This window comes from Parendozoicomonas sp. 2304DJ65-17, assembly GCF_058148445.1.
In genome coordinates this window covers 1-244 of record NZ_JBYVJV010000085.1, presented here as the reverse complement: position 1 = coordinate 244, position 244 = coordinate 1, and the positions used below count along the sequence as shown (strand labels likewise).

At 41.8% G+C, this 244-nt stretch carries 1 protein-coding gene; it reads left to right on the top strand.

Annotated features, from left to right (window positions below; translation table 11 throughout):
- A partial coding sequence (locus ACY2RR_RS24610) for an AMP-binding enzyme (protein WP_490110838.1) occupies nucleotides 1-244 on the top strand: 244 nt, incomplete at both ends.

Genomic DNA, 244 nt, shown 5'->3' with positions numbered 1-244 from the left:
ACGAACATCCTGCTGTAGCAGAAAGCGCTATTGTAGGTTTCCCTCATGATGTGAAGGGAAATGCGCTCTATGGTTATGTGATTTTAAAAGAAACAGGTGAAGACAGGGATCATGACAATGTGCGTAAAGAGATCAACCAGATCATTACAGAACATATAGGACCCATTGCTAAATTGGATAAAATTCAGTTTACTCCCGGGTTGCCAAAAACCCGTTCCGGAAAGATCATGCGACGTATTCTTAG